24 protein-coding genes are annotated in these 25,365 nt (G+C 60.2%); 17 read left to right on the forward strand and 7 right to left on the reverse strand.

From position 1 onward, the window contains the following. Positions 1-66: 66 nt before the first annotated feature. Positions 67-183, reverse strand: coding sequence for a cytochrome c oxidase subunit CcoM (gene ccoM / locus AOA60_RS34155; protein WP_276145525.1), 117 nt, complete (start codon positions 181-183; stop codon positions 67-69). A 143-nt stretch (positions 184-326) separates the two neighbouring features. Then, complete coding sequence (locus AOA60_RS33005) at positions 327-488, reverse strand: hypothetical protein (protein WP_090408332.1); 162 nt, start codon at positions 486-488, stop codon at positions 327-329. Positions 489-621: 133 nt separating this feature from the next. On the opposite strand from AOA60_RS33005, the gene AOA60_RS04070 reads away from it, so the two are divergent. From AOA60_RS04070 to AOA60_RS04080, 3 genes are all read left to right on the forward strand, one after another. Continuing rightward, positions 622-1,494 carry a LysR substrate-binding domain-containing protein gene (locus AOA60_RS04070; RefSeq protein WP_099583297.1) on the forward strand — a complete coding sequence of 291 codons (873 nt, stop codon included), beginning with the start codon at positions 622-624 and terminating at the stop codon, positions 1,492-1,494. A gap of 91 nt (positions 1,495-1,585) precedes the next feature. After that, a complete protein-coding gene (locus AOA60_RS04075) occupies positions 1,586-2,056 on the forward strand; it encodes a RidA family protein (RefSeq protein WP_099583298.1) in 471 nt (156 codons plus the stop codon). Further along, positions 2,053-3,234 (forward strand): aminotransferase class V-fold PLP-dependent enzyme, encoded by a 1,182-nt coding sequence (locus AOA60_RS04080; RefSeq protein WP_099583299.1) that lies wholly within the window; start codon positions 2,053-2,055, stop codon positions 3,232-3,234. Before AOA60_RS04075 ends, AOA60_RS04080 begins: the two co-directional genes overlap by 4 nt. Here the strand turns inward: AOA60_RS04080 and AOA60_RS04085 are convergent. Continuing rightward, positions 3,231-3,572: an aspartate-semialdehyde dehydrogenase gene (locus tag AOA60_RS04085; protein WP_099583300.1), complete on the reverse strand. Its 342-nt coding sequence runs from the start codon at positions 3,570-3,572 to the stop codon at positions 3,231-3,233. The genes AOA60_RS04080 and AOA60_RS04085 overlap by 4 nt on opposite strands. Before the next feature lie 218 nt (positions 3,573-3,790). Here AOA60_RS04085 and rapA point away from each other — a divergent pair, with 218 nt between their 5' ends. Next, the gene (gene rapA / locus AOA60_RS04090) at positions 3,791-6,637 is read left to right on the forward strand and encodes an RNA polymerase-associated protein RapA (protein ID WP_099583301.1); all 2,847 of its coding nucleotides are present in this window, start codon (positions 3,791-3,793) and stop codon (positions 6,635-6,637) included. Positions 6,638-7,297: 660 nt separating this feature from the next. Here the strand turns inward: rapA and AOA60_RS04095 are convergent. Further along, positions 7,298-8,644 carry an MFS transporter gene (locus AOA60_RS04095; protein ID WP_099583302.1) on the reverse strand — a complete coding sequence of 449 codons (1,347 nt, stop codon included), beginning with the start codon at positions 8,642-8,644 and terminating at the stop codon, positions 7,298-7,300. A gap of 251 nt (positions 8,645-8,895) precedes the next feature. On the opposite strand from AOA60_RS04095, the gene AOA60_RS04105 reads away from it, so the two are divergent. From AOA60_RS04105 to AOA60_RS04115, 3 genes are all read left to right on the forward strand, one after another. Further along, positions 8,896-9,261, forward strand: a complete 366-nt coding sequence (locus tag AOA60_RS04105) for a YkgJ family cysteine cluster protein (protein ID WP_099583304.1) — start codon at positions 8,896-8,898, stop codon at positions 9,259-9,261. A gap of 138 nt (positions 9,262-9,399) precedes the next feature. Further along, complete coding sequence (locus AOA60_RS04110; protein ID WP_099583305.1) at positions 9,400-11,664, forward strand: bifunctional diguanylate cyclase/phosphodiesterase; 2,265 nt, start codon at positions 9,400-9,402, stop codon at positions 11,662-11,664. 203 nt (positions 11,665-11,867) lie between these two features. Continuing rightward, the gene (locus AOA60_RS04115) at positions 11,868-14,063 is read left to right on the forward strand and encodes a hypothetical protein (RefSeq protein WP_099583539.1); all 2,196 of its coding nucleotides are present in this window, start codon (positions 11,868-11,870) and stop codon (positions 14,061-14,063) included. Positions 14,064-14,099: 36 nt separating this feature from the next. On the opposite strand, the gene AOA60_RS04120 is transcribed toward AOA60_RS04115, so the two are convergent. Together AOA60_RS04120 and AOA60_RS04125 are read right to left on the reverse strand one after the other, a co-directional pair. Beyond that, the gene (locus AOA60_RS04120) at positions 14,100-15,191 is read right to left on the reverse strand and encodes a hypothetical protein (protein WP_099583306.1); all 1,092 of its coding nucleotides are present in this window, start codon (positions 15,189-15,191) and stop codon (positions 14,100-14,102) included. A gap of 257 nt (positions 15,192-15,448) precedes the next feature. Then, positions 15,449-15,754 (reverse strand): DUF2288 domain-containing protein, encoded by a 306-nt coding sequence (locus tag AOA60_RS04125; RefSeq protein WP_099583307.1) that lies wholly within the window; start codon positions 15,752-15,754, stop codon positions 15,449-15,451. 340 nt (positions 15,755-16,094) lie between these two features. Between AOA60_RS04125 and AOA60_RS04130 the strand changes: the two genes are divergently transcribed. The 9 genes from AOA60_RS04130 (at position 16,095) to AOA60_RS04170 (ending at position 23,727) form a co-directional block, all read left to right on the forward strand. Further along, the gene (locus tag AOA60_RS04130) at positions 16,095-17,222 is read left to right on the forward strand and encodes a branched-chain amino acid ABC transporter substrate-binding protein (protein ID WP_099583308.1); all 1,128 of its coding nucleotides are present in this window, start codon (positions 16,095-16,097) and stop codon (positions 17,220-17,222) included. A 229-nt stretch (positions 17,223-17,451) separates the two neighbouring features. Then, on the forward strand, positions 17,452-18,375 hold the full coding sequence (gene livH, locus AOA60_RS04135; protein ID WP_025855194.1) for a high-affinity branched-chain amino acid ABC transporter permease LivH: 924 nt from the start codon (positions 17,452-17,454) through the stop codon (positions 18,373-18,375). Continuing rightward, complete coding sequence (locus AOA60_RS04140) at positions 18,372-19,625, forward strand: high-affinity branched-chain amino acid ABC transporter permease LivM (RefSeq protein ID WP_099583309.1); 1,254 nt, start codon at positions 18,372-18,374, stop codon at positions 19,623-19,625. Before livH ends, AOA60_RS04140 begins: the two co-directional genes overlap by 4 nt. Next, on the forward strand, positions 19,622-20,389 hold the full coding sequence (gene livG, locus AOA60_RS04145; protein WP_099583310.1) for a high-affinity branched-chain amino acid ABC transporter ATP-binding protein LivG: 768 nt from the start codon (positions 19,622-19,624) through the stop codon (positions 20,387-20,389). Before AOA60_RS04140 ends, livG begins: the two co-directional genes overlap by 4 nt. 1 nt (position 20,390) lies before the next feature. Then, on the forward strand, positions 20,391-21,092 hold the full coding sequence (locus AOA60_RS04150) for an ABC transporter ATP-binding protein (RefSeq protein WP_078731918.1): 702 nt from the start codon (positions 20,391-20,393) through the stop codon (positions 21,090-21,092). A gap of 181 nt (positions 21,093-21,273) precedes the next feature. Further along, positions 21,274-21,570, forward strand: coding sequence for a DUF2282 domain-containing protein (locus tag AOA60_RS04155; RefSeq protein ID WP_099583311.1), 297 nt, complete (start codon positions 21,274-21,276; stop codon positions 21,568-21,570). A gap of 23 nt (positions 21,571-21,593) precedes the next feature. Beyond that, entirely contained in the window at positions 21,594-22,472 is an 879-nt protein-coding gene (locus tag AOA60_RS04160) for a DUF692 domain-containing protein (protein ID WP_099583312.1), read from the forward strand. Further along, on the forward strand, positions 22,469-23,245 hold the full coding sequence (locus AOA60_RS04165; RefSeq protein ID WP_099583313.1) for a DNA-binding domain-containing protein: 777 nt from the start codon (positions 22,469-22,471) through the stop codon (positions 23,243-23,245). Before AOA60_RS04160 ends, AOA60_RS04165 begins: the two co-directional genes overlap by 4 nt. Next, entirely contained in the window at positions 23,242-23,727 is a 486-nt protein-coding gene (locus tag AOA60_RS04170; protein WP_099583314.1) for a DoxX family protein, read from the forward strand. The genes AOA60_RS04165 and AOA60_RS04170 overlap by 4 nt, the downstream gene beginning before the upstream one ends. Here the strand turns inward: AOA60_RS04170 and AOA60_RS04175 are convergent. Next, positions 23,724-24,632 carry a LysR family transcriptional regulator gene (locus AOA60_RS04175; RefSeq protein WP_099583315.1) on the reverse strand — a complete coding sequence of 303 codons (909 nt, stop codon included), beginning with the start codon at positions 24,630-24,632 and terminating at the stop codon, positions 23,724-23,726. The genes AOA60_RS04170 and AOA60_RS04175 overlap by 4 nt on opposite strands. 103 nt (positions 24,633-24,735) lie before the next feature. Between AOA60_RS04175 and AOA60_RS04180 the strand changes: the two genes are divergently transcribed. Further along, the gene (locus tag AOA60_RS04180; protein ID WP_099583316.1) at positions 24,736-25,335 is read left to right on the forward strand and encodes a short chain dehydrogenase; all 600 of its coding nucleotides are present in this window, start codon (positions 24,736-24,738) and stop codon (positions 25,333-25,335) included. Positions 25,336-25,365 lie beyond the last annotated feature (30 nt).

Raw genomic sequence — 25,365 nt, forward strand, 5'->3', positions numbered from 1 at the left:
CAGGCAAAAAAAAAGGCGACCGAAGTCGCCCAAAATGCCTTGCGTGCTCATGTAATCCAGAAAGACTTACGGTTCTTTACGCTTATTAGCGTCCTTCCAGATAAAAATCCCAAACCCTACAAAAAACAGCACCATGAGGCTGACAGTCAGCACCCCGGCGAATACCACATTATCGATAAACATGACCGGCCTCCTGCACTTGCCCTGTTGCGATAGGGCTAAGTTACTGGAGAAGGCGAATTGGAAAATTGACGGGGATCAATGTCGCCCGCAACGGGGCGTAAAGAAGGGCAATAACTGACCTGCATCAACAGACGCAGGCCGTATTAACGCTTTTTCGGTTTGTTCTTTGATTTTTTCTTGGCTTTGCCTAAAGGCATTGCCTGTTCAAATGCCTGGCGCACTTCATTCAGGCGTTTGTCATTGAGGTCATGCACGCGCTTGGCGCGTTCGGCATTCAGGTCGATCAGCTTGTCGTCATCACTCATGGTTTGTCTTACGTCGTGGCAAGTAGGGCTCAATAATGCGGGCTCCTGTGCCCGACGGCAAATCAGCACGCGACAAAACGCAGACCGTCGCCCAAAATCGGTACTTTCCGCCCAACTCAGGAGGCGCACTCAGGTGTCACTGCACAAGGATCTTCCCCCGCTGCTGGCCCTTCGTGCTTTTGAAGCCGTGGCCCGGCACTTGAGCTTTATCAAGGCGGCCCAGGAGCTCTCAGTGACCCAAAGCGCCCTCAGCCATCAGGTCCAGAAACTCGAACAGCACCTGGGCAAACCGTTGTTTATCCGACGCACCCGCGCCATCGATCTGACCGCAGAAGGGCAGCGTTACTACGATGAAATCCGCCCGGCCCTCGATGCCATCGCCACCGCGACACGCGCCCAACGGCAGATGCCCAGCGCCACGGTATTGCGCGTCGGCCTGCTGGCGTCTTTCGCCACGCTGTGGCTGGCGCCGCGCCTGGCGGGGTTTCTCAACCGCTACCCACACATCCAGGTGGAGCTGTTGCCGTCAATCCAACTGGCCAACGTCGCCGCCGCCGAGGTCGACCTGGCCATCCGCTACGGCAAGGGCGATTGGCCGCACGTGCAGGCCACGCGCCTGATGGCTGAAGTCATTTCACCGGTCTGCAGCCCGACGTTCAAGGCCAACTCACTGGGCAACGGCCCCTTGCTGATGGCAACCTCACACCGGCCGTTCGAATGGACGGATTGGTCCCAGCACTATCAAGTCAGCCTTGAACAGCACCCGCGCGTCATGCTGCACGACTACAACATCGTGGTCGAAGCCGCCGTGGCCGGCCAGGGCATCGCGATGGGTCGTCACCATCTCATCCAACGCCGACTCCAGGACGGCAGCCTGGTGCAAGCCTTCGACTGGCCGCCCTACCACAGCGATATCGGCTATTGGCTGATCACCCCTCAAGGCCCTGCCCACCAAGCGGTCGAATGCTTCAGCCAGTGGCTAAGGGAGATCTGCGCCGACGCGTGAGTTATTTCGATACGTCGAGTGAGATCTATCCGTTTGTCGCAGTCCCCCCCGGAACAACATGCTCAACCCTCTTGAAACCAGAGGACTCAGCATGAGCAACTCCCTGCGCCAACGCGTGCACGCCCTTGGCCTGACGCTGCCAGCTCCCAGCCAGCCGATTGCCAACTACATCAACCATGTCATCAGCCAGAACCAGCTGTTTATCTCCGGGCAAATCCCTCTGGTCGACGCAAGGCCTGCTTACCTCGGCCGAGTGGGCGAATCCCTCAGTGAAGAAGAAGGTGTCCAGGCGGCAGAACTGGCGGCACTGAGCTTGCTCGCGCAATTGAGCGATGCCTTGGGCGATGACCTGTCGCGCCTGGTGCGCACTGTGCGCCTGGGGGTGTTTATCGCGAGCAGCGCCGATTTCCAGCGCCAGGGCGCGGTGGCCAACGGTGCGTCGAACCTGCTGGTCAATGCCCTCGGTGAACAAGGCCGGCATGTGCGCACCGCAGTGGGGGTTGCCAGTCTGCCAGCCGGTGTGGCGGTAGAGGTTGACGCGATTTTCGAGCTGCAGCCGTGAGCTCGCTCGATGTTCAACGATTAAGGGAGGCCACGCCTGGCTGCCAGTCGGGCCTGGTGCACTTCAACCCTGCCGGCGCCTCGCTGCCAAGCCAGGCGACACTTGACGCCATCATTGACCAACTCCAGCGCGAAGCCCGGGACGGTCCGATGGAAGCCGGTGAACATGGCGCCATGCTCGTGGAAAAAGCTCGACACGCCGCCGCGCAACTGCTCAACGCGCCCGCCACGTCGATAGCCTTTGCCGGCAGCGGTTCGACTGCCTGGAGCATGGCATTCCAAGCCCTGGGCCCGTGGCAACCGGGTGATCGCATTCTGGTGGGGCGCCACGAATGGGGCGGCAACCTGGCGAGCATGCAATTGGCCGTGCAAGCAGGTGCGCGGGTGGACGTCATCCCCTGCGACGCCACTGGCGCGGTGTGCCCGGTGGCACTGGAGGCGATGATCGATGCCAGCGTAAAGCTGATCGACCTCACCTGGCTGCCGGCCAACGGCGGCCTGATCAACCCCGCCCAGGCCATCGGCGCAGTGGCCCGGCGTCATGGCATCCCCTACTTTATCGACGCCGGCCAAGCGGTCGGCCAGGTGCCGGTGGATGTGCAGGCGTTGCAGTGTGATGTGCTCAAGTCGGCCGGCCGCAAACACCTGCGCGGGCCGCGTGGCACGGCGCTGTTGTATGTGCGGCCGGACTTTCTCCAACAGTTGAACCCGGCCCAACGCGATGTGTTTTCAGCCCCCTGGACCGCCGCCGGTTTCGACCTGCGTGACGACGCACGGCGCTTTGAAACCAGCGAAGTGTCCTTCGCCCTGTTGGCGGGACTGGGGAATGCGCTGCACGAGATGAATGACTGGGGGATTGAGCGAGTATGGAAACACGTCGCACAAACCAGCGCGCAAATTCGCGCAGCATTGTGTGAGATTCCGGGGGTTTCCCTGCATGACCTGGGCACGTTTCAATCAGGGCTGATCGCCTTCAACCTCGCCGGCTGCGACGCCTTCGAGCTGAAACGACAATTGGGACTCAGGCACATCAATATTGGCGCCAACGGCGTGGCCTACACCCCGCTGGATATGCAGGCGCGGGGCCTGGCAAGCGTTGCACGAATCTCCGTCAGCCCCCTCAACAACGATCACGACATCGAGTCGCTGCTAGCGGCCTTGAGGCAACTGCGGGTTTAAACCTCGACGTCCACCCAAAGGCCCTGGCGCGGCGCGTCTTCGATCAGCGGCACAACCGGTACGGTGTTGTCGGCATTGAGCAGGTCGCCCGGGATCGCCAGGTGCTGGTCCGGATCCTCATCGGCTTCGCGCCGGCGTTTCTGCTGTTCCTGCTGGCGGCGTTGCTCTTCGCGCAGCAGAAAGGTCGACTGCTCGGCATCGCCTTTTTTCAAGTCGATAGTGCTTTCACTGGAGCCCGGTTGAACAGGGACCACGGGCGGAATATCTGGTTTCTGACGGACCGGGTCGAGTTGCGACGTAACCGGTATAACGCTGACGGGCAGCATAGGTGGCAGCATGATAGTTGTTCTCCTGTCAGCAGGCTGTCGGCGGGGGCCACAGCGACTTGAGCGCGGACTCGCCAACCTGTGACCCAGTCGACACTCGCAAGTGCCCGCCACCCGTCGATTCAGCACTCCGCCCTGCACTCAAACGGAGTAGTTTTTGTCAGAGTCCTTTGGCTGCGGGCCTTGTTCCGTTAAGATAGTCGGCTTTTTCACGGCGGGAGTCAGGCAGCATGGCGCAGCAGTATCAACCGGGGCAACGCTGGATTAGTGACAGCGAAGCAGAGCTGGGGTTAGGCACCGTTCTGGCACAGGACGGCCGCTTGTTGACCGTGCTCTATCCGGCCACTGGCGACACTCGCCAGTATGCGCTACGGAATGCGCCCCTCACCCGTGTGAGGTTCTCGCCGGGTGACTCCATCACCCATTTCGAAGGCTGGAAAATGACCGTACAGGAAGTCGACGACGTCGACGGTCTGCTGGTCTACCACGGCCTCAATGGGCAGAACGAGCAGGTCACCCTGCCGGAAACCCAACTCTCCAACTTTATCCAGTTCCGCCTGGCCAGCGACCGTCTGTTCGCCGGCCAGATCGACCCGCTGGCCTGGTTCTCGCTGCGCTATCACACCCTGGAACACACCAGCCGTCAGTTGCAGTCCACGCTATGGGGCCTGGGTGGCGTACGTGCGCAACCTATTGCTCACCAACTGCACATCGCCCGTGAAGTCGCTGACCGTATCGCGCCGCGGGTATTGCTGGCTGACGAAGTCGGCCTGGGCAAGACCATCGAAGCCGGCCTGGTGATCCATCGCCAGTTGCTCTCGGGCCGCGCCAACCGCGTGTTGATCCTGGTCCCGGAAAACCTGCAACACCAGTGGCTGGTGGAAATGCGCCGCCGCTTCAACCTGCAGGTCGCGCTGTTCGACGAAGAACGCTTCATCGAAAGCGATGCCGCCAACCCGTTCGAAGACAACCAGTTGGCCCTCGTGGCCCTGGAATGGCTGGTGGACGACGAGAAGGCCCAGGACGCGCTGTTCGCCGCTGGCTGGGACTTGCTGGTAGTCGACGAAGCCCACCACCTGGTCTGGCATGAAGAAAAAGCCAGCCCGCAATACTCTCTCGTCGAGCAACTCGCCGAAGTGATACCAGGCGTGCTGCTGCTCACCGCCACCCCGGAGCAACTGGGCCAGGACAGCCACTTCGCGCGCCTGCGCCTGTTGGACCCGAACCGCTTCCACGATCTGCAGGCCTTCCGCGCCGAGAGCGAAAACTATCGTCCGGTGGCCGAAGCCGTGCAGGAACTGCTCGATAAGGGCCGCCTGTCGCCGACCGCCCACAAGACCATCCAGGGTTTCCTCGGTAACGAAGGCGAAGCGCTGCTCACCGCCGTCAACGATGGCGACGCCGAAGCCAGTGCGCGTCTGGTGCGTGAGCTGCTCGACCGCCACGGCACCGGCCGCGTGCTGTTCCGTAACACCCGTGCCGCCGTGCAGGGTTTCCCGGAGCGCAAGCTGCACGCCTACCCGATGCCGAACCCGGATGAATACCTGGAGTTGCCGCTGGGCGAACACGCCGAGCTGTACCCGGAAGTCAGCTTCCAGTCGCAGCCGGACATTGACGAAGAAAACCGCTGGTGGCGCTTCGACCCGCGCGTCGAGTGGCTGATCGACCAGCTGAAAATGCTCAAGCGCACCAAAGTCCTGGTGATCTGCGCCCACGCTGAAACCGCCATGGACCTGGAAGACGCCCTGCGGGTGCGCTCCGGCATCCCGGCCACGGTGTTCCACGAGGGCATGAACATCCTCGAACGTGATCGCGCCGCCGCCTACTTTGCCGATGAAGAGTTCGGCGCCCAGGTGCTGATCTGCTCGGAAATCGGCTCCGAAGGCCGCAACTTCCAGTTCTCCCACCACCTGGTGCTGTTCGACCTGCCGTCCCATCCCGACCTGCTGGAACAACGCATCGGCCGTCTGGACCGGATCGGCCAGAAACATGTGATCGAACTGCACGTACCGTACCTGGAAACCAGCCCGCAAGAGCGTCTCTTCCAGTGGTACCACGAAGCGCTGAACGCATTCCTCAACACCTGCCCGACCGGCAACGCCTTGCAGCATCAGTTTGGCCCACGCCTGCTGCCGCTGCTGGAAAACGCCGACGACGGCGAGTGGCAAGCCCTGATCGACGAGGCCCGTGCCGAACGCGAGCGCCTGGAGCAAGAGCTGCACACCGGTCGCGACCGCCTGCTGGAACTCAACTCCGGCGGCGCCGGCGAAGGCGATGCACTGGTTGAAGACATTCTTGAGCAAGACGACCAGTTCACCCTGCCGATCTACATGGAAACCCTGTTTGACGCCTTTGGCATCGACAGCGAAGACCATTCGGAAAACGCGCTGATCCTCAAGCCCAGCGAAAAAATGCTCGACGCCAGCTTCCCCCTGGGCGACGACGAAGGTGTGACCATCACCTACGACCGTAACCAGGCACTGTCACGCGAAGACATGCAGTTCATCACCTGGGAGCACCCGATGGTGCAGGGCGGCATGGACCTGGTGCTGTCCGGTTCTATGGGCAACACCGCCGTGGCGCTGATCAAGAACAAGGCGCTCAAGCCGGGCACCGTGTTGCTGGAACTGCTCTACGTCAGCGAAGTAGTTGCACCGCGTGCGCTGCAACTGGGTCGCTACCTGCCGCCGGCGGCACTGCGCTGCCTGCTGGATGCGAACGGTAATGACCTGTCAGGGCGTGTGTCATTCGTGACCCTCAACGACCAGCTGGAAAGCGTGCCGCGGGCCAGCGCCAACAAGTTCATCCAGGCCCAGCGCGACCAGTTGACGCCACGGATCAACGCGGGTGAAGAGAAGATCACCCCGCAACATGCCGAGCGCGTGGCCGAGGCCAAGCGTCGCCTGGCAGCGGACACCGACGAAGAGCTGGCGCGCCTGACTGCGTTGCAAGCGGTCAACCCGACCGTACGTGACAGCGAGCTGGTCGCCCTGCGCAACCAACGCGAGCAAGGCCTGGCCATGCTCGACAAGGCGGCGCTGCGACTGGAGGCGATTCGGGTATTGGTAGCGGGTTGATTACCGCCCTGCCCCGCTGAACAAGAAGGCCCGCGCAATGCGGGCCTTTTTTATTGGCTTTGGGGGCCTCATCGGGGGCAAGCCCCCTCCCACAGTTGACCGAGCGGTCTTGTCTATCACCGATCAATGTGGGAGGGGGCTTGCCCTAATGCCGGTCAGTTAAGAGATAAAAGGGCAAAAAGTAACCTGTGGCGAGGGAGCTTGCTCCCGTTGGACTGCGCAGCAGTCCCATTTTTGGGGCCGCTTCGCGGCCCAGCGGGAGCAAGCTCCCTCGCCACAGGTACGGTGTTCGTCCTTAACTGACTGGCATTAGGGCTTGCCCCCGATCGCCATGGGTATCTACACAACTCTCAAAGGCTTACACATAACACTGTGGTGAGCGGGCTTGCCCCGCGCTGGGTGGCGAAGCCGCCCTAAAACCAGGTGATCGGGTTCTTGCTGATGCTACGCGGTGTTTGTTATTGGGGCTGCTTCGCAGCCCAGCGCGGGACAAGCCCGCTCACCACAACAGCCCATTTGCCATAGATTCAGCATGCACTGGAAGTTGTGTCGATACCTATGCTCATCGGGGGCAAGCCCCCTCCCACATTGATCGATGATCGACAGAGCAACACGGTCAACTGTGGGAGGGGGCTTGCCCCCGATGGCATCACCTCCATCTCAAGCCGTCACCGCAGCCGACGGCACCTCGTCAGCCACCAGTCCGGCCTTCATGCGCTTGGCATCGCGCACAAAACTGCGCGAGGCCTGGAACAAGAACAGCATCGTCAAGAACAGCGCCACCGGAATCAGGTACATGGCGTCATGCAGACCCACGGCTTTATAAGCCTCGGTCATCTGCGCAGCCCCATCGGCATACATCGCCGAATGAGCAAAGTGATCGGACAATCCGCCCACCACAATCGGCCCCATGCCCCCGCCCAGCAAGTACAACCCGGCAAAGAACAACGCCATCGCCGTGGCTCGCAGGCGCGGCTCGACCACGTCCTGGATCGCCGTGTACACGCAGGTGTAGAAGTTATAGGCAAACAACCAACCCACACTGAACAGCGCCACAAACACACCAATCTCGATGCGCCCGGCATGCAAGGCCCAGGCGGTCGTGACGGTGGAGATGATCAGGCTGCACGCGGCAAACAGCAGCCGCCCATTGGCAACCCGTTGGTGAATCTTGTCGGCGATCCAGCCGCCCAGGGTCAGCCCCACCAAGCCGGTCAAACCGACAATCACCCCGGTGGCAACGGCCGCATCCTGTAACGGCATAAGGAAGTACCGTTGCAGCATCGGCACCAGAAACGAGTTGCACGCGTAGGTGGCAAAGTTAAAGCACAGCCCGGCCAGCACCAGCCACAGAAAAGTCGGTACGGCCAGCACGCGGCGGATCGGGCGGTCGACGCGCTCCTGGGAGACTTGTACGGTTTCGGCAGCGCCGCGCTTGGGTTCCTTGATATAGAACATGAACACCGCGAGGATCATCCCCGGCACGGCGGCGATAAAAAACGGGGCGCGCCAGCTGTCGAAAGCCTTGACCATCCAACCAATGGTAAAAAACGCCAGCAACAGGCCCAGCGGCAGGCCCAGCATGAAAATCCCCATCGCCCGGGCGCGACGATGCGCCGGGAACAGGTCGCCAATCAGCGAGTTGGCGGCCGGCGCATAGCTGGCTTCACCAATACCGATGCCCATACGCACCAGCAAAAACGTCCAGAAACTGCCGACCAGACCGTTGACCGCCGTCAGCCCGCTCCATGCAAACAGGCCCCACCCCATCAGTTTGCTACGCGAGCCGGTATCGGCCAGGCGACCGAGCGGCAGGCCGGCAATGGCGTAGACGATGGTAAAGGCCGTGCCGATGATGCCGAGCTGGAAGTCGCTCAGGTGCCATTCCATGCGGATCGGCTCGATGATGATCGCCGGAATGGTGCGATCGAAGAAGTTGAACAGGTTGGCCAGAAACAGCAGGAACAGAATGCGCCAGGCATTCGCCGCTTGGGTCGAGTTCTGCATGGGTCCGTCTCTTTTATTGTTATGAGAGCTGCGATGCCCGATGCATCCTGCTCGGTACCTGCAACATAGTCAGGCGAGCCCAGGTTGTCTGTAATGATTCGTAAAGCTGATAGGGCATGATTTCACCCGGCGCTACGGGACTTCGCCTACAAAAATATAAGTGCGCGCCCCTCTTCCCAACGGCCATGGCACGGATAGAATGGCGAGCCTTCCCGTAGCCCCCCTTCTTACTTTTCTTATTGACGACGCCCATGTCCGAAGCCAGTCCGTGTCTGAGTTGCGGTGCCTGCTGTTCATACTTCCGAGTGTCTTTCTTCTGGGGTGAGTGCGCCTCGTCGGGCGGCACAGTGCCCGATGACCTGGTGGTCCAGATCAATCCGACGCGCGTCGCGATGATCGGCACCGACCAGAAGCCCGCGCGCTGCTGCAGCCTTGAAGGCGAAGTCGGCAAAGGCACCAGCTGCTCAATTTATGAGCAACGCTCAAGCACCTGCCGAGAATTCGATGCGTCGTGGAGCCAGGGCGAGCAGAGCCTAGATTGCGATGCAGCCCGCGCCGCATTTGGCCTGCCGCCGTTGCAAGCGCCATTCGAGTTGGAGCTGCCCATCAGCGCTTAGCATTAATCGCTATGAGCGGCATGCCAAAATCATTGAGAGCAAAGTGCCATTATCCCTGGCAAATCCTTCGAGGCTTCTATACTCGACCTCATAGGTCACTGCCGTAGGCTGTGACGTGACGCTATGACAGGACATGCTATGGAATGGCTGGGTCTGCACTTCTTTACCGACCTTCCAGAGAACGGGCACTTATTACTCAATTGCAGTCATAACCCTTTCCTGGTGCTACTGGCCTACCTGGTCGCCTGTGCGGCGGGGTTCGGCACGCTGGACATGGCCGAACGCGTTGGCCATGTCGAAGACCCCACCGCGCGCCGCCACTGGCGCTGGCTGGGTGCCGGATGCCTGGCGGGTGGCATCTGGTCCACCCACTTCATCAGCATGCTGGCCTTCCAGGCGCCCATTGCCATTCACTACGAACTGATCACCACGTTCGCGTCGCTGCTGATCGCCCTGATCGCCTCATTGTTCGCCATGAAAACCCTCAGTCATACCAATGTGCGCTTGCACCAGTACCTGCTGGCGTCGGTGTGGATGGGGTTTGGCATCACCTTGATGCACTACGTCGGCATGTCGGCTATGCACTCCCAGGCTCAGATGTACTTCGAGTCGGGGCTGTTCTTTGCGTCCCTGGGCATCGCCATGGGCGCCAGCCTGGCGGCGTTGTTGCTGTCCAGCTACCTGCGCACCGGCGCCGGGGTCTTTCATCAACTGCTCAAATACGCCGCCAGCCTGGTGCTGGGCGCGGGCATTCTGAGCATGCATTTTACCGGCATGGCGGCGATGCGACTGATTGTGCCCACGGGCGCCGACCTTTCGTTGACGCAGGACAACAACCCCATCCAACTGGGTCTGTCGGTCGCCGTGATCACCTTGCTGGTCATCGGCAGCAGCATCAGCGCGGCCCTGGCGGACAAGAAGCTGCAACACAAGGAGCGCGACCTGCGACGGGTCAACGCGCTGCTCAGCGAACTGGACCAGGCGCGTGCCTCCCTGCAACAGGTGGCCCATTACGACGCCCTGACCAGCCTGCTCAATCGCCGGGGTTTCAATCAGATCTTTGCGGAAAAAATCGCCGAAAAGACCGCGTCAAACGGCATGATGGCGGTTATTTTCCTGGACATCGACCACTTCAAGCGCATCAACGACAGCCTCGGCCATGACGCCGGCGATCAATTGCTCACCGTACTCGCCAGCCATATCAAAGGCTCGGTGCGCAGCCACGCAGACGTGGTCGCCCGGTTTGGCGGCGATGAGTTCTGCATCCTGATCAGCGTCCACCACCGCGACGAAGCGCGGCACCTGGCCCAGCGCATCATGCAGAAAATGAAAGAGCCCATCGAACTGGCCGGCCGGCGCATGGTAATGACCACCAGCATCGGCATCAGCCTGTTTCCCGATGACGGCGCGACCTGCGAAGAGCTGCTGAAGACCGCCGACCTGGCGCTGTACCAGTCCAAAGAAACGGGACGTAACAGTCTGAACTTCTTCAGCTCCAACCTGAAAACCAGGGCCTTCCTCGAACTGCAATTGGAAGAAGAACTGCGCAGCGCCCTGCGCGCCCAGAACCAACTGGTGCTGTTCTACCAACCGATCTTTGACATGAAACTGGGCAAGGTCACGCGCCTGGAAGCCTTGGTGCGCTGGCAACATCCGCAACATGGGCTGCTGGCCCCGGACCGTTTTATCGGCATTGCCGAAAGCAACGGGCTGATCGCCGACCTCGACCACTGGGTACTGCGCCAGGCCTGCCACGACTTGAGCCTGCTCTGCGACCGAGGCTATACCGACCTGACCATGACGGTGAATTGCTCGGCCCTGAACCTGGCCCGCGATGAACTGGCGGACGAAATCGAGGACGCCCTGCGCTTCAGCGGAATCGGCGCCGACCGCCTGGAACTGGAAGTGACTGAAAATGCGCTGATGGGCAACATCAGCAGCACCCTGGCGCTGTTGCGGCAAATCCGGGCGCTGGGTGTGTCGCTGTCCATCGACGACTTCGGCACCGGCTACTCCTCCCTCGCCTACCTCAAGCGCCTGCCGCTCAACACCTTGAAGATCGATCGTTCGTTTATCCAGGACATTCCCAAGTCGGCGACCGATATCGAAATCGTCCAGGCGATCATCGGCATGGCCCATACCCTGCACCTGCACGTGGTGACCGAAGGCGTGGAAACCCAGGCCCAGTTCGACTTGCTGCTCAAGCACGGCTGTGATTACGTCCAGGGCTACCTACTGAGCCCGGCGGTGCCCGCCAGCGACATCATCGGCGTGATGCAGGGTATCGATATGCGCAACCCGCTCAATCCGTTGAGCGGCACGGCGGCAAAGGACACCAGCCCGCCGAAAGAAGCGTCCCCGGCGCGCTCAGGCCCCCCTTCCATCGTCAGGCCAATTCGCTGACGCCGAATCTTTGGCATTTCGCCATCATTTATCTCAAGATTCCCGACAAACGGCCGATTCATCAGAGTCCGGCCAGGTTTGCCCTGAGAACACAGGGTCAAACCCGATTATCCCGGACAAGGACGCACTGCAAAGTCGCGAACTCCCACTCCGTGATGGCCGTTTTATTCTTTTCAGCCATCCGCCCAGGCACATGGCGCACCATGACTTCTAAAAATAACTCTGCCACCGTGGTATCCGACGTGTTGCCCACAGCTCCTGCGGAAAAATCCTCAGGTTCAAAGTCATCGAGCAGCGCCCGCCCGCTGTCCACCCAGCAATACCTGTACTTCACCGAGACCAATACCGACCGCATCCTCGATAACCTCGACGGCCTGCGCGACATGGTGTTCCCGCGCCCGCCTCAGTTGGAAATGGACGGCGAGCAGCGCAGCGAGCAGGAATTCCCGTCGGTGTGCCTGATCGGCCTGGGGCGCTGCGGTTCGAACATTGCGCTGGACGTGGCGGAGTTGGTGTACAACGCGCGCAAGTTCTACCTGAACGAGTTCAGCAACGAAGATAAGCTTCAATTTAAAAAGAGCCATCAGGACAAGGGTTACAGCCCCACCCAGTGGATCCGCAACAACCTGCGCCTGGGCGGCGGCAAAGCCAGCAAGCCGGTGTTTCTGGTGGAACCATTGGTGATGCTCGGCGACCTGGACAAGGACATTGCCGGGCGTATCCGCTTCTCGCGCAAGAGCGAAAAAAGCGGCTTCCTGCGCGACTACAGCAAGATGAAAATCATGGACCTGTCGGAAGTCCATGCCGGCGGCGCCGGTAATGCGCCGATCCTCGGCCAGTACCTGGCCAAGATCATCCTCAATAAAGACACCCAGCGTTTTTCCAGCCCTGACTGGAAGATGATCCACTCGTACCTGATCGACTCCTGCGGTATCAAGGCCAACCAGTCGCGCCTGTATTTTTCGATCTTCAGCGCCGGTGGCGGCACCGGCTCGGGCATGGCCTCGGAATTCGGCCTGGCCCAGCAGCACTCGTACATGAACAAGACGTTCGACACCAAGCCCGCCGACGAGCACGACAGCAAGAGCGGCCACGCTTTCGTCTTCGAACCGATCTTCACCAGCGGCATTTGCGTACTGCCGAATATTTCCGATCACCGCAGCGAAATGTCCGAAGCGTTGCACATCAATGCCGGACGGCTGCTGTGCAAATACCTGTCGGAAGAGTGGGACTTCTCGTACAACTTCGACAACGAGGACAGCAGCGAAGCCAGTGTGAAGGGGCGTATCCGTCCGTGGAACGCGATGATGCTGATCTCCAACGACATCATGCGTTACGCCGAAGAAAGCGATGACGGCAACATCCAGAACATTGACGTCAATACCATGGAAAAACACGCCAACCAGTACATCTCCCAACAGATCTTCAACATCCTCACCGCCCAGGCCGTGACCACCGACTACGACCAGAACTACTTCCGTCGCGCCGGCATCGATATCGGCGAAACCATCCGCCTGGACGCCAACGACCTGTTCATGAGCCTGGCCGGCCCGGTGGCGATTGCCTACGCCGAGTCCGTGGTCCCGGAAACCCCGGCGCCGTCGAATGACAAGTTCAAAGTCTTCGAAAAAGAGCCGCAACGCCTGAACATCGACGACCTGTTCTTCCGCTCCATCGACCTGCCGCACTTCAACAAAGTCACCCAGGCCATCGAAGGCATCAGCCTGTTGCCGATCGAGTCCAAGCGCTACAAGGCGTCCCTGGAGCAGTACAAGAACTCCGGCTATGACGCGGCGGCGCTGCACGACCTGCACTTCTTCAAGAACTGCTCGTCGGTGGTGTCCATCGTCTCGCTGCCCAAGGACTACAAGCTGTCCTATATGGACCTGAACCGGCTCAAGACCCACCTCAACAGCCTGTTCCCCAACACCACCCTCAAGCGCTATGCCCTGGTGATCGGCGCCTCGGCCAACCTGTCGCTGACCACCTTGATCGCCAAGAGCCCGTGCCTGTCGGATGACTTCCTGACGTTGATCGTGGCCTTTATCAAACGCTGCTTCGCACGCAACCCGTACCGCTTCGACGACACCCTGGACAACTCGATCCTGGACTTCATCATCCACGAGGACTTCGACGAAGACCGGATCGACGAGTTGCTCAACGAGTTTGAAAACCCGGCGAAGATCCTCGACACCAACTGGTACGCGATCAAGCCGATGTATGAAAAAAAGTACCGCGAGTTGATCAACGACAAAGACAAGTTCGTGTCGATCAATGACATTCGTCTGTCACGGGACTGCGTGAAGAAAGCGATCAAGTACCTGCGCGAGATCTACCGTCACCGCATCGGCAAGACCAAGGTAATTTCGTTGAACAACCACACCGGCAAAACCGCCTAGCACTGTGCGACGGCGCCGCGTGGCGCCGTCGCCAGCTCAGTGCGTCATGCGTTGGCGCAGGAACGCGATGATGGTCTTTTCGTCAGCGCGCTTGGCAGGCCGGGGGAAATGCTTCGGCCAGCCGGCGTCTTTCGCGCCGAAAAAGCGCTTCTGCTCGGCCTCATTCCAGCCGCGAATCTCCCGCGATGCCGATTCCCACCAGCCATGTCGGCACACGTCGTAGTACGGATGCTCAGGTGCCGAACTGCCGTAGAGCAAATCGCGGCCGACCTTTTTGACGTGTTTGCGCTGATTGCGCAGCTTCCATTTGATACGCAGCCGCTGCCAGGGCGACGGCACGGGTTTGACCTGCGGCACATCCAGGCAACGCGCTACCAACTCGGGGCCGAATACCTCACCGTGCAGCGTGAAGAAGTGCGCCTGCATGGCATGGAAGAAGCGCTTGTCGGCAAAGTAGTGATGCACGAACTTGCGCGCCTCGCGCACCTTCTGATCGCGCATCGCAAAGGAAATCGCGATTTGCTCGATGGTGTGGATATCGAACGCGTGCTGGGTCCACTCGTCGATCAGGCGGATAGACGCTTCGAGCAGCGGCGCATCACTGGCGCGCACACCGCACAGGCCACTGTTGTAGAGCTTGAAGCTGTTATCGGCACAGATGCCGTGGGCCTGTAGGTGTTCGCCCAGCTTGAGGTAGTCCGCACGCTGACAGACGTAACTCCAGTCGTACTCGAAGCCATCCATCACGTACTGGCCCGGCTCGATCAGCTCGAACACACGATGGGGGGATTTGAGGAACAGGGTGTCGGTGTCGACAAACAGGGTTTTGTCCGCCAGCGTCAGCCCGTGGGCAATCGCGCAGGCCTTGCGGCGGTGGGTATAGCCGTTCTCACCCTGCCATTGGGTCAGGGTCTGTTCATCCAGGGTGATGGTTTCAACCGGCCAGCCGAGGTAGTCCTGGGGGCGATCGGTCATGACCCGAATGCACAACGACTCGCCCGCTTTCAGCTGGGACAAGGCGGTGAGGATGCTGAATTTGGCTTCGCGCCGATAAACGTCCTGATTACCGTAGATAAGGTAAAGCAGTTGGTGCGAGGGCTTGGCTAAAGGGGGCAGCGCTGACGGCATAACTAGCTCCGGGTAACAAGCGGCGAACTTTACCGGAATTCACCGCTTCCTACGGAATGTTCTGACCTCCGACTTCCATCTATTAACACCGAGAAACAATTCTCCCAGCCGTTCGCCCACGGGAAAACTGTTCCCATGACGCGCACGTCACCCTGAGCTGTGACCTTTCTTCACGGCAACATGCCATCACGTCGATTGCGGTTACTCGGCTACACACTTTTGCAGCGGGATTACGCGCACCGTTTTGGTGCCAACAGCTATTGCGGCGCCCTTTCCTGGATCAGTATCCACGGCGAAACCACCACCGCCCACAAGCCAGGGTCACGCGCCACAAGGTCCAATGCCCGCGTTGCAGACACTTCGCCCAGGCTGCCCGAGGCCAGCCAGGCAGTGACTTTGTCACGGTTGTCCTCGGCCATTCCCTCGGCGGCTTCGATCAAATCCAGATCGGCGTCGACCCACAATAGGGCACCCTTGGCAAAGAACGGCTCAAGCTCCTTCCAGGAAATTTCGGCCGTTTCACCGAGCAGCTTGGCATAGAGGGTGCTAGGTTCTTGCGTCATGGGAATTCACCTTGGGAAAAAATCGGCGCAATCATAACGTCGCGGCCAAGCTAGAAAAACCCAGTTGCAAATGAGTCATCGATAGAAAGTGTCAGGAAAGCCAAGGATTGCCCGAAACTCTGGCATCACCCGCCGCAATTCTGTCTTTTTCTTTCATTAAAGCGACACACCCGGCTTTTGCCCCCAGCAGCCAGCTTTTCAAGCGATGAATCGGCGCTCTACACTGTACCGGTACAGTTGCCAGGGCACTGCCGGGGGGATATCCGAGATATCTGATCCGGTTCTGCAGCTCACAAGGCCGCTAGAACTATAAAAAATACAACAGTAAGAGTGGAGCACTATGAATAAGGCTACTAAGCAGATTTCCAAACTGTTTGCCGCTATGGTCCTGGCTGGGGTTGCCGGCCATTCGTTCGCAGCTGACACCATCAAGATCGGCATCGCCGGTCCGAAGACGGGTCCTGTAACGCAATACGGCGACATGCAATTCATGGGTGCCAAGCAGGCAATCGCCGACATCAACGCCAAAGGCGGCGTCGACGGCAAAATGCTTGAAGCCAAGGAATACGACGACGCTTGCGATCCTAAACAAGCCGTGGCCGTGGCCAACAAAGTGGTCAACGACGGCGTCAAGTTCGTGGTCGGTCACCTCTGCTCCAGCTCCACTCAGCCAGCGTCCGACATCTATGAAGACGAAGGCGTGATCATGATCACCCCGGCAGCCACCAGCCCGGAAATCACTTCCCGTGGCTATAAGCTGGTGTTCCGCACCATCGGCCTGGACAGCGCCCAAGGCCCGGCGGCCGGCAACTACATTGCCGACCACGTGAAGCCAAAAGTCGTTGCAGTCATCCACGACAAGCAGCAATACGGTGAAGGCATCGCCACCGCCGTTAAACAGACTCTCGAGAAGAAAGGCGTGAAAGTTGCCCTCTTCGAAGGTATCAACGCTGGCGACAAGGACTTCGGCTCGCTGATCCAGAAGCTCAAGCAAGCCAACGTCGACTTCGTCTACTACGGTGGCTACCACCCTGAGCTGGGCCTGATCCTGCGCCAAGCCAAGGAAAAAGGCGTGAACGCCAAGTTCATGGGCCCTGAAGGCGTCGGCAACGACTCCATCTCGCAAATCGCCCAGAACGCTTCCGAAGGTCTGCTGGTGACCCTGCCGAAGTCTTTCGACACCGATCCGGCCAACAAGGCCATTGTTGAAGAGTTCACCAAGAACAAGCAGGACCCAACCGGTCCGTTCGTGTTCCCGGCCTACTCGGCTGTTGAAGTGATCGCTGGTGGTATCGCCGCCGCGAAGAGCGATGACACCGCCAAAGTGGCTGCTGCCATCCACGCAGGCACCTTCAAGACCCCTACCGGCGAGCTGAGCTTCGACGCCAAGGGCGACCTGAAGGACTTCAAGTTCGTGGTCTACGAATGGCACTTCGGCAAACCTAAAACCGAAGTTTCCCCTCAGTAAGCCAGGCGTTACTGGTCCAACAAGCCCACTGTGAGAGCAGTGGGCTTTGTTTTACGAGGTTTATGGGCCTGTCACCCGCGATCCGGGCGCTGGCTCACCTGAAAATCTTAAAACCGTCACCAGCGGTTCGCTGGCAAACGCTTTGTGCAAATGTGCTCACAGAACACAGCACAGGGCCGGAACATGACTCCACCAGTGAAATGCGTATCGGGTTTTTAGGAGCGCTGTAATGCCTGAGATCTATCATTTTTTCCAAACGCTGGTTAACGGTATGACCGTTGGCAGCACCTATGCCTTGATAGCCATTGGCTACACAATGGTTTACGGCATCATTGGAATGATCAACTTCGCCCATGGCGAGGTGTACATGATTGGTTCCTACGTGGCCTTCATCGCCCTTGCCGGGCTGGCCATGATGGGTATCCACTCCCTGCCGCTGTTGATGACCGCTGCGTTCCTCGCGTCGATCATCGTGACCAGTGCCTATGGCTACAGTATCGAGCGTGTTGCCTACCGTCCCTTGCGTGGCAGCAACCGCCTGATCCCGCTGATTTCCGCCATCGGCATGTCGATTTTCCTGCAGAACACCGTACTGCTGTCCCAGGACTCCAAGGACAAGTCCATTCCCAACCTGATCCCGGGGAGCTTCTCCTTCGGCCCGGGTGGCGCACAAGAAGTGCTGATTTCGTACATGCAGGTCCTGGTTTTCGTCGTCACCCTGGTGGCGATGCTGGGCTTGACCCTGTTCATCTCCCGCTCCCGTCTGGGGCGCGCGTGCCGGGCCTGCGCCGAAGACATCAAGATGGCCAACCTGCTTGGCATCAACACCAACAACATCATCGCCCTGACCTTCGTGATCGGTGCCGCGCTGGCCGCTGTTGCGGCGGTGCTGCTGAGCATGCAGTACGGCGTGATCAACCCCAACGCCGGTTTCCTGGTAGGGCTCAAGGCCTTTACCGCGGCGGTATTGGGCGGCATCGGCAGTATCCCGGGCGCGATGCTCGGCGGGCTGGTGCTGGGTGTGGCCGAGGCGTTTGGTGCCGATATCTTCGGCGACCAATACAAGGACGTCGTCGCGTTCGGCCTGTTGGTTCTGGTGCTGTTGTTCCGTCCGACCGGCATCCTGGGCCGTCCGGAGGTTGAGAAAGTATGAGCAGATATCTTAAATCGGCGTTTTTCAGCGCCTTGCTGGTATGGGCCGTGGCCTTTCCGGTACTCGGCCTCAAGCTGAGCATTGTCGGCATCAACCTGGAAGTGCATGGCACCGGTCCCGTGACCCTGACCATCATTGCCCTGTGCTCGGTGCTGATGTTCCTGCGCGTGCTGTTCAGCGATCAGGTCGGTGCCTTGCTCAAGCGCAACCGCGGCCCGTTGGTATCGCCCAAGGTCAGCCAATTCCTGACCCTGCCGCGCACCCAGCGCTACATCATCATCGGCCTGATCGTGGCCGCGTTGATCTGGCCGTTCTTCGGCTCGCGCGGGGCGGTGGATATCGCTACCCTGATCCTGATCTACGTGCTGCTGGGCCTGGGCCTGAACATCGTGGTGGGCCTCGCCGGCCTGCTCGATCTGGGCTATGTGGGCTTCTACGCCGTGGGTGCCTACACCTACGCGCTGCTCTCGCACTACCTGGGCTGGAGTTTCTGGATCTGCCTGCCGCTGGCCGGCATGGCGGCGGCCACGTTCGGCTTCCTGCTGGGCTTCCCGGTGCTGCGCCTGCGCGGTGACTACCTGGCCATCGTGACGTTGGGCTTCGGGGAAATCATCCGCCTGTTCCTGCGTAACCTCACGGACATCACCGGCGGCCCCAACGGCATCAGCAGCATCCCCAAGCCAACGTTCTTCGGGCTGTCGTTCGACCGCACCGCCGCCGAGGGCATGCAGACTTTCCACGAGTACTTCGGGATTGCCTACAACCCGGTGAGCAAAGTGGTGTTCCTGTACCTGGTTGCGCTGTTGCTGGCGCTGGCAGCACTGTTCGTGATCAACCGCTTGCTGCGCATGCCGATTGGCCGTGCATGGGAAGCGCTGCGCGAAGATGAGATCGCCTGCCGCGCCCTGGGCCTGAACCCGACCATCATCAAGCTCTCCGCCTTCACCCTCGGTGCCGCGTTCGCCGGTTTCGCCGGGAGCTTCTTTGCTGCGCGCCAAGGCCTGGTCACCCCGGAGTCGTTCACCTTTATCGAGTCGGCGATCATCCTCGCCATCGTGGTACTGGGTGGCATGGGCTCGCAACTGGGCGTGATCCTGGCGGCAATCGTGATGATCCTGCTGCCGGAAATGATGCGTGAGTTCAGCGAATACCGCATGTTGATGTTCGGCGCCATGATGGTGCTGATGATGATCTGGCGCCCTCAAGGCCTGCTGCCCATGCAACGTCCACACATGGAGCTGCGCAAATGAGCCGCGAGATCCTGAAAGTCGAAAATCTGAGCATGCGCTTTGGCGGTTTGCTGGCGGTCAACGGCGTGGCCCTGACCGTCAAGGAGAAACAGGTAGTGGCATTGATCGGCCCCAACGGCGCCGGCAAGACCACAGTGTTCAACTGCCTCACCGGCTTCTACAAGCCGAGCGGTGGCAGCATCCTGCTGGACGGTCAGCCGATCCAGGGTTTGGCCGGCCACGAGATCGCCCGCAAGGGCGTGGTGCGTACCTTCCAGAACGTGCGGTTGTTCAAGGACATGACGGCGGTCGAGAACCTGTTGATCGCCCAACACCGTCACCTGAACACCAACTTCTTTGCAGGCCTGTTCAAGACCCCGGCGTTCCGCAAAAGCGAGCGCGAGGCCATGGAGTATGCGGAGTACTGGCTGGACAAGGTCAACTTGACCGAGTTCGCCAACCGCCCTGCCGGCACCCTGGCCTATGGCCAGCAACGTCGCCTGGAAATCGCCCGCTGCATGATGACCCGCCCGCGAATCCTCATGCTCGACGAACCAGCGGCCGGCCTGAACCCCAGGGAAACCGAAGACCTCAAGGCGCTGATCGGCGTGCTGCGTGAGGAAAACAACGCCACGGTGCTGTTGATCGAACACGACATGAAACTGGTCATGAGCATTTCCGACCACATCGTGGTGATCAACCAGGGCACGCCGCTGGCCGACGGGACGCCGGAGCAGATCCGCGACAATCCTGAAGTGATCAAAGCCTATTTGGGGGAAGCGTAAAATGCTGCAATTCGAAAACGTTTCCACTTTCTACGGCAAGATCCAGGCCCTGCACAGCGTCAATGTGGAAGTGCGCCAGGGTGAAATCGTGACCCTGATCGGCGCCAACGGCGCCGGCAAGTCCACCTTGCTGATGACCTTGTGCGGTTCACCCCAGGCCCACAGCGGCAGCATCCGCTACATGGGTGAAGAGCTGGTGGGCCAGGAGTCGTCGCACATCATGCGCAAGAGCATCGCCGTAGTGCCGGAAGGCCGCCGCGTGTTCTCGCGCCTGACCGTCGAAGAGAACCTCGCCATGGGCGGGTTCTTCACCGACAAGGGCGACTACCAGGAGCAGATGGACAAGGTGCTGCACCTGTTTCCAAGGCTCAAGGAACGCTTCAGCCAGCGCGGCGGCACCATGTCCGGCGGCGAGCAGCAAATGCTCGCCATCGGCCGGGCGCTGATGAGCAAGCCCAAGCTGCTGCTGCTGGACGAACCGTCCCTGGGCCTGGCACCGATCATCATCCAGCAGATTTTCGACATCATCGAACAGCTGCGCAAAGACGGTGTGACCGTGTTTTTGGTGGAACAGAACGCCAACCAGGCGCTGAAAATCGCCGACCGCGCCTATGTATTGGAAAACGGTCGGGTGGTGATGCAGGGCACGGGTGAGCAGTTGCTGACCGATCCGAAGGTACGGGAGGCGTACCTGGGCGGCTAAGAGACGGTTGCTGAATAAACCGGAGCTAAATGTGGGAGGGAGCTTGCCCCCTCCCACATTTGTTTCGCGTGATCCCTGAATAATTATTTTCGATCCGCATGTAACGAACTCAGCCCTCCCCTCTCTAGTGGTGCATGCAGGCACTCAAGCCTGCCCACACGACCACTACTGGAGATACACCATGACCACCAAACTGTCCGCCTCCGCCCTCATCCTGGCCCTGGGTTCCGCCCTGAGCCTGTCCGCCCTGACCACCACCGCCCATGCCGCCGACGACATGCAGAAATGCTTCGGCGTCGCAGAAGCCGGCAAAAACGATTGCGCCGCAGGCGCGGGCACTTCCTGTGCGGGCACGTCGAAAACCAAGGATCAGGCCAACGCCTGGAAACTGGCCCCCGCCGGCACCTGCACCCAAACCCCAAGCTCTACCTCGCCGACCGGCTTCGGCCAGGAAGCGGCCTTCACCGCCAAGTCCTGAAACCCTGCATAGCCTGAGTACGGATGATGACGCTTTCCACTCTGCACAAGGTCTCAACGGCTCAGGCACCCGGCCTTCCTTCCAGGGCCGGGCTGGGGCTTAAGAGCGAGCACTTCAACGAGGTGCTCCAGACCCTTCCCGATATCGGTTTTTTTGAAGTGCACGCCGAGAACTACATGGTCGCCGGCGGCCCTTTCCATCATTACCTGGGGTTGATTCGCCAACAGTACCCGCTGTCGCTGCATGGCGTGGGCCTGTCCATCGGCGGCGAAGGCCCGCTCAACCGTGAGCACCTGGCACGGCTTGCGGCGCTGATCGAACGCTACCAACCCCACTCTTTTTCCGAACACCTGGCTTGGTCCAGCCACGGCCCGGTGTTTCTCAATGACTTGCTGCCCCTGGCCTACGACGCCAGCACCCTGAACCGGGTCTGCGAACACGTCGATCAGGTGCAGAGCGCCCTCAAGCGGCCGATGTTGCTGGAGAATCCATCGACCTACCTGCAGTTCGAGCGCTCCACCCTGGACGAGACCGACTTCATCAGCGAGATCATCCGCCGTACCGGCTGCGGCTTGCTGTTGGACGTGAACAACGTCTACGTGTCATGTATCAATCACCAACGCAGCCCGCTGGCCTACATCGACGCCCTGCCGTTGCACGCCGTGGGCGAGATTCATCTGGCAGGTTTTGCCGAAGACACCGACAGCCTGGGTGATCGCCTGCTGATAGATGACCACGGTGCCCCCATCGACAACAGGGTATGGCAGCTTTACGAGCAGGTGCTCACACGCACGGGCCCGGTCGCCACCCTGATTGAGCGTGACAACCAAGTGCCTGCCTTCAACGTGTTGCACGCTGAAGCCCATCAGGCCGAACGTTATTTATCCAAGGTCCGCCCATGAGCCTTCACGACGCATTCACCAGCGCCTTGCTGGCGCCCGATCAGCCCTGCCCGGACGGCCTGTTCAGCAGTAACGGCGCCGACCCGGCCAGTCGTTTTACGGTGTATCGCAACAATGTCCACAGTGCACTGATCAATGCACTGGCCACGGCGTACCCCGTAACGGTGCGCCTGGTAGGTGATGATTTTTTCCGCGCAATGGCCAGCGTTTACGTCCAGGCTTCACCACCCGACAGCCCGTTGATGAGCGACTACGGCAGCACATTTGCCGACTTCATCCAGGGTTTTGAACCCGCCGCCAGCGTGCCTTACCTGGCCGATGTGGCCCGCTTGGAACGCCTGCGGGTTCGTGCCTATCACGCAGCGGATACGCCGTCGGTGAATCAGCAGGTCGTACTACAACACCTGCAGGCCCAAACGGCGCTGGGCGCATTACGCCTGAAACTGCACCCATCCCTCGCCACGTTGAACTGCGCCTACGCCGTGGTCGCAGTTTGGGCGGCGCACCAGACCGAGGGCGCCCTGGCCAGCCTTGATCCCTGGCAGGCACAAAGTGCACTGGTGCTGCGCCACGGACTGAGCGTCAAGGTCTTCGCCATCGACGGCGGCTCGGTCGCGTTTATCAATAGCCTGAACCACGGCGCTGCATTGGAAACGGCCGTGGCAGACGCCCTTGAAGCCTGCGCCGAATTTGACCTGCACCAATGTCTGTCACTGCTGATCAACCACGACGCCATCACTCACCTGCTCCCAGAACAAAAGGTATCGCCATGAACACCACCCCTTCGTGCCTCATCAGACGGGCCATCGCGCTTTTCGAGAAAATCCCCTACAGCCTGATCGCGTTTATTGCGCGGTTTTCCATTGCAGCCGTGTTCTGGAAATCCGGGCAAACCAAGGTCGAAGGTTTCGCGATAGACCTGATCAGCGGCACGTTCCAGCTGGGCGAACCGAAACTCGCCGCGTCGACATTGCCGCTGTTTCGCAGTGAGTACCACGTGCCGTTGTTGTCGCCGGAAGTGGCCGCGCACATGGCGGCGTTTGCCGAGCACTTTTTCCCGGTGCTGATATTGGTGGGGTTCGCCACGCGGTTCTCGGCCCTGGCCTTGATCGGCATGACGTTGGTTATTCAGCTGTTTGTGTACCCGGACGCCTACCCTACCCACGGCACCTGGCTTGCCTTGTTGTTGCTGTTGGTTGCCAAGGGTCCAGGCTGTTTTTCCATCGACCACTTGATCGCCCGCCGCTCCCGTTAAAGCCGATCCAGCGTCTCGCCGCTGCGCTTGAACCAGTCCACCAAGTAGTCAGCCAGTACCTGGGTACGCCTGGGCAGGCCACCTTGATAAGGGTGAACCAGGTACATCGGCAGGCTTCGCGTCTGGTAATCGCGCAGGAGCCAGCGCAATCGGCCGTCAGCCAATTCCGAGTGCAGTACGTAGGACGGCAGCCGGGCGATTCCGGCACCGACCAGCGCGGCCTTCTTCAACAGGTTGTAGTGGTTGGACGCGAACGTGCCACTCACCCTGACCCGCAACAACTCGTGCTGCTGGTGATACAGCCATTCCTCACGACCGCTGTAGTGGCTATTGAGCAAGCAGGTGTGCGCCGCAAGATCCGCCGGGGTCAGTGGTTCGCCGTGCTGCTCCAGATAGGCGGGGCTGGCGCAGGTCATCTCATGCCAGGCCAGCAAAGGTTTGGCCACCAGACGCTCGTTTTCGATCGCCCCCGAACGCACCCCCAAGTCAAAACCGTCCCGCGCCAGGTCTCGGTAGCTGTTGTTGAGCTCAAGCTCGATCTGCACCTGGGGGTACTGCCTGGAAAACTCCAGCAACAAGCCATCGAAGAAGGTTTCGCCTAATGAAACGGGAACGGTCATACGCACCGGCCCGGCCAGATCGTCCTTGAGCCGCGCCAATGCCTGACGCGCACGTTCTACTTGCACCACCAATGCCTGGGCCTGCGGCAGCAACGCCGCGCCAGCGGCCGTCAGGCTGAGCTTGCGTGTGGTGCGGTGCAACAACACAACGGAAAACTGCGCCTCCAACTGGGAGATGCGCTTGGACAACTGGCCTTTGCTGCAGCCCAGCTGTTCGGCCGCCACGGTAAAGCTGCCCGCTTCGATCAGTACGGCAAAGGCCGCCAGGTCATCCATCTCGCTCACGGATTGTTTCCATTTGAAAACCAAAGGTTGCCTATTAGCACGTTTATCCGCTTGAAAAGCCACTCTAGACTGAACCTTCACTTACCCCTGGAGGAACTGCACCATGAAAATCCTATTGATTGGCGCCAGCGGCACCGTCGGTTCAGCCATTAAGGCCGAACTGGCGCAGCGTCATGACGTGATCAGCATCGGCCGCAGCAGCGGCGACTTCCAGGTGGATATCAGCGACAGTGCCTCGATCCGCACGCTGTTCGAGCAGACCGGCAAGTTCGACGCCCTGGTCTGTGCCGCTGGCAGTGTGAATTTTGTGGCGCTGGGGGACATGAGCGATAGCGACTTTGAACTGGGCCTGCGTGACAAGCTGATGGGCCAGGTCAACCTGCTGCTGATTGGCCGTGAATACGCCAACGACGCAGGCTCGTTCACCTTCACCAGCGGCATTCTCAACCGCGATCCGATTCGTACCGGCGCCTCGGCCGCATTGGTCAACGGTGCAATCGACGCCTTTGTGAAGGCCGCCGCCATTGAATTGCCCCGGGGCCTGCGGATCAACTCCGTCAGCCCCACGGTACTGGTGGAAGCCATGGGCAGCTACGCGCCGTATTTCCGTGGCTATAAACCGGTTCCGGGCGATGATGTGGCATTGGCCTACGCAAAAAGCGTGGAAGGCTTGCAGACCGGCCAGACCTTTATCGTAGGCTGAATTCTACGCCTGTCAGAAATGGCTGAAGCT

Source organism: Pseudomonas sp. 2822-17, assembly GCF_002742485.1.
GTDB lineage: Bacteria > Pseudomonadota > Gammaproteobacteria > Pseudomonadales > Pseudomonadaceae > Aquipseudomonas > Aquipseudomonas cyclaminis.

Excerpts from the sequence above, each read along its gene's own strand:
- AOA60_RS33005 (WP_090408332.1), bottom strand. The coding sequence starts at position 488 with ATGAGTGATGACGACAAGCTGATCGACCTGAATGCCGAACGCGCCAAG.
- AOA60_RS04105 (WP_099583304.1), top strand. The coding sequence starts at position 8,896 with ATGTCCGAAGCCAGTCCGTGTCTGAGTTGCGGTGCCTGCTGTTCATAC.
- AOA60_RS04095 (WP_099583302.1), bottom strand. The coding sequence starts at position 8,644 with ATGCAGAACTCGACCCAAGCGGCGAATGCCTGGCGCATTCTGTTCCTG.
- AOA60_RS04110 (WP_099583305.1), top strand. The coding sequence starts at position 9,400 with ATGGAATGGCTGGGTCTGCACTTCTTTACCGACCTTCCAGAGAACGGG.
- livG (WP_099583310.1), top strand. The coding sequence starts at position 19,622 with ATGAGCCGCGAGATCCTGAAAGTCGAAAATCTGAGCATGCGCTTTGGC.
- AOA60_RS04150 (WP_078731918.1), top strand. The coding sequence starts at position 20,391 with ATGCTGCAATTCGAAAACGTTTCCACTTTCTACGGCAAGATCCAGGCC.
- AOA60_RS04125 (WP_099583307.1), bottom strand. The coding sequence starts at position 15,754 with ATGACGCAAGAACCTAGCACCCTCTATGCCAAGCTGCTCGGTGAAACG.
- AOA60_RS04120 (WP_099583306.1), bottom strand. The coding sequence starts at position 15,191 with ATGCCGTCAGCGCTGCCCCCTTTAGCCAAGCCCTCGCACCAACTGCTT.
- AOA60_RS04165 (WP_099583313.1), top strand. The coding sequence starts at position 22,469 with ATGAGCCTTCACGACGCATTCACCAGCGCCTTGCTGGCGCCCGATCAG.
- AOA60_RS04155 (WP_099583311.1), top strand. The coding sequence starts at position 21,274 with ATGACCACCAAACTGTCCGCCTCCGCCCTCATCCTGGCCCTGGGTTCC.
- AOA60_RS04160 (WP_099583312.1), top strand. The coding sequence starts at position 21,594 with ATGATGACGCTTTCCACTCTGCACAAGGTCTCAACGGCTCAGGCACCC.
- AOA60_RS04180 (WP_099583316.1), top strand. The coding sequence starts at position 24,736 with ATGAAAATCCTATTGATTGGCGCCAGCGGCACCGTCGGTTCAGCCATT.
- AOA60_RS04140 (WP_099583309.1), top strand. The coding sequence starts at position 18,372 with ATGAGCAGATATCTTAAATCGGCGTTTTTCAGCGCCTTGCTGGTATGG.
- ccoM (WP_276145525.1), bottom strand. The coding sequence starts at position 183 with ATGTTTATCGATAATGTGGTATTCGCCGGGGTGCTGACTGTCAGCCTC.
- rapA (WP_099583301.1), top strand. The coding sequence starts at position 3,791 with ATGGCGCAGCAGTATCAACCGGGGCAACGCTGGATTAGTGACAGCGAA.
- AOA60_RS04170 (WP_099583314.1), top strand. The coding sequence starts at position 23,242 with ATGAACACCACCCCTTCGTGCCTCATCAGACGGGCCATCGCGCTTTTC.
- livH (WP_025855194.1), top strand. The coding sequence starts at position 17,452 with ATGCCTGAGATCTATCATTTTTTCCAAACGCTGGTTAACGGTATGACC.
- AOA60_RS04085 (WP_099583300.1), bottom strand. The coding sequence starts at position 3,572 with ATGCTGCCACCTATGCTGCCCGTCAGCGTTATACCGGTTACGTCGCAA.
- AOA60_RS04115 (WP_099583539.1), top strand. The coding sequence starts at position 11,868 with ATGACTTCTAAAAATAACTCTGCCACCGTGGTATCCGACGTGTTGCCC.
- AOA60_RS04075 (WP_099583298.1), top strand. The coding sequence starts at position 1,586 with ATGAGCAACTCCCTGCGCCAACGCGTGCACGCCCTTGGCCTGACGCTG.
- AOA60_RS04130 (WP_099583308.1), top strand. The coding sequence starts at position 16,095 with ATGAATAAGGCTACTAAGCAGATTTCCAAACTGTTTGCCGCTATGGTC.